Annotated in this window: 1 protein-coding gene; it reads right to left on the bottom strand. The window is 56.4% G+C overall.

Going from position 1 to position 243, the window contains the following annotated elements; genetic code table 11:
- Positions 1–243: immunoglobulin-like domain-containing protein (locus BFQ03_RS30785; protein ID WP_239695268.1), on the bottom strand; the 243-nt coding region annotated here is incomplete at both ends.

Below are 243 nucleotides of genomic sequence, written 5' to 3'. Positions count from 1 at the left end.
TGGTGTTATCGGTATCGGTACCTGGGGTATCAGTGACAATCGTGGTGACTTTGTCAGTACCCGGAACCAGGTTCTCGAAGTGCTCGCCGCCAGTTACTTCCTTGATGCCGGTAGTAACAGTCTGGTCGCCTTTGTACACGTCGTCCGGCGCCACAGCCGAAACAGTACCGCTCGACTGGTTCACGCCGATGGTGATGGTCTGGTTGTTATCCAGGGTCACCGTCAGTGGGCCAGTGGTGTTGG

The sequence above is a fragment of the Pseudomonas sp. 25 R 14 genome, assembly GCF_900004755.1.
Classification (GTDB): Bacteria; Pseudomonadota; Gammaproteobacteria; order Pseudomonadales; family Pseudomonadaceae; genus Aquipseudomonas; species Aquipseudomonas brenneri.
The sequence above is the reverse complement of the archived record's forward strand: the minus strand, read 5'-3'. Positions and strand labels throughout refer to the sequence as shown.